The organism is Arthrobacter sp. (genome assembly GCF_031988865.1).
Taxonomy (GTDB): domain Bacteria; phylum Actinomycetota; class Actinomycetes; order Actinomycetales; family Micrococcaceae; genus Arthrobacter_B.
Map to the genome: position 1 here is coordinate 1 of NZ_DALZXY010000114.1, position 1711 is coordinate 1711.

The following is a 1711-nucleotide window of genomic DNA, read 5'->3' on the forward strand; positions in this document are numbered from 1 at the left end:
CACCCCGGAGGGCGGCACCCCTGGAAGCGGCAGCCCGGGGAGGAACAGCACGGGATCGGAAGCACCCCGGCTGCCGAAGCCCCAGCCACCGGCGCCGGAGCCCGGCACGGCCGACTAAACCGGGTAACGATTACATAACGAGGAGCACCTTTATGGCGCTCTGACCTGCACCGATGGTCTGGGCATGCCGGCCTGCCGCAACTATGGGAGCGCTCCCACTTGACTTGTGTCTTCCGTCACATCACGATGGAGCAAGTCTCATGGGAGCGCTCCCATAGCGCTTCCGAAACTCAACACTCCCAGTGGGCCCTGGCCGTCAGGACCCACCCCGCCGCTCGACAAAGGAGTCACCATGGGTACGTCAGGGAAATCCCGTTCCATCCGAAGGGGACAGCTCTTCGCCGCCTGTGCGGCGGTCGGGGCGCTTGGTCTCGCGGCGTGCGGCGGGAGCAGCGACGCCGGAGCGGAGGACGGCGGAGGGCCGGTCACCATCTCCATCGGCACGTTTAACGAATTCGGCTACGAGGATCTCTTCAAGGAATACGAGGCAGCGAACAACGTCAAGATTGTCCATAACAAGGCAGCCACGGCCAACAGTGCCCGCGACAACCTGACCACCAAGCTTGCGGCCGGATCCGGGCTCTCCGACGTCGAGGCCATCGAAATGGACTGGCTTGCGGAACTGATGCAGTACCCGGACCAGTTCACCGATCTGGCCAGCCCCGACGTCGAAAACCGCTGGTTCGACTGGAAGGTTGATCCGGCCACCACGCCCGAGGGCCAGCTGATTGGCTACGGTACGGATGCCGGCCCCGAGGCCGTCTGTTACCGCGCTGACCTGTTCGAAGCCGCCGGCCTCCCCACGGACCGGGAAGAGGTCGCTGAGCTGCTCACCGGCGACTGGGACAACTACTTCGCCGTCGGGGAGAAGTTCACAGCTGCTTCCGACGCCGCCTGGTTCGACTCGGCCATGGCCACATACCAGGGCATGATCAACCAGGTCGAAACCACATATGAGGAGAAGGACGGCACTGTCGTCGCGACCGAAAACCCTGATGTCTCCGACACCTACAAGAAAGTCCTCGAAGCCTCCGTGGACAAGGACCTTTCCGCCCACCTGAGCCTGTGGACGGACGATTACTACGCGGGATTCCAGAACGGAGCCTTCGCCACGCAGCTCTGCCCGGGCTGGATGCTCGGCATCATCGAGGGCGAAGCCGAAGGTGTTGACGGCTGGGACGTCGCCAATGTCTTTCCCGGCGGCGGCGGCAACTGGGGCGGGTCCTACCTGACCGTTCCGGCCCAGGGGGCCAACCAGGAAGCAGCGATCAAGCTGGCCCAGTGGCTCACCGCGCCGGAACAGCAGATCAAGGCCTTCGAAGCCAAGGGCACCTTCCCCAGCCAGACCGATGCCCTGACCTCGGACACGCTGCTGCAGGCAACGAACCCGTTCTTCAACGACGCACCGATCGGGGAGATCTTCGCCGACCGTGCCGACGCGGTCACCGTGACCCCGTACAAGGGTCCGAAGTACTTCCCGATCAATGACGCCATGCAGCAGGCCCTGACCCGGGTTGACGTGGACAAGACCGACGACGCCGGCTCCTCCTGGGAGAAGTTCGTCACCGCCGTCAAGGCTTTGGGCTAGCGCCGGACCGGCCCCAGCCAGCCACAGATCCCCGTGCGGCGGCGCCAGGCGCCGCCGGACGGG

Annotated in this window: 1 protein-coding gene; it reads left to right on the forward strand. The window is 65.0% G+C overall.

The genetic code is table 11. The features are described from left to right. The first annotated feature begins 352 nt into the window (after window positions 1-352). Window positions 353-1648, forward strand: coding sequence for an extracellular solute-binding protein (locus RTN46_RS15350; RefSeq protein ID WP_312182667.1), 1296 nt, complete (start codon window positions 353-355; stop codon window positions 1646-1648). Window positions 1649-1711 lie beyond the last annotated feature (63 nt).

What these genes read in the sequence shown, in the direction of transcription:
- RTN46_RS15350 (WP_312182667.1), top strand. Translation starts at nt 353, where the DNA reads ATGGGTACGTCAGGGAAATCCCGTTCCATCCGAAGGGGACAGCTCTTC.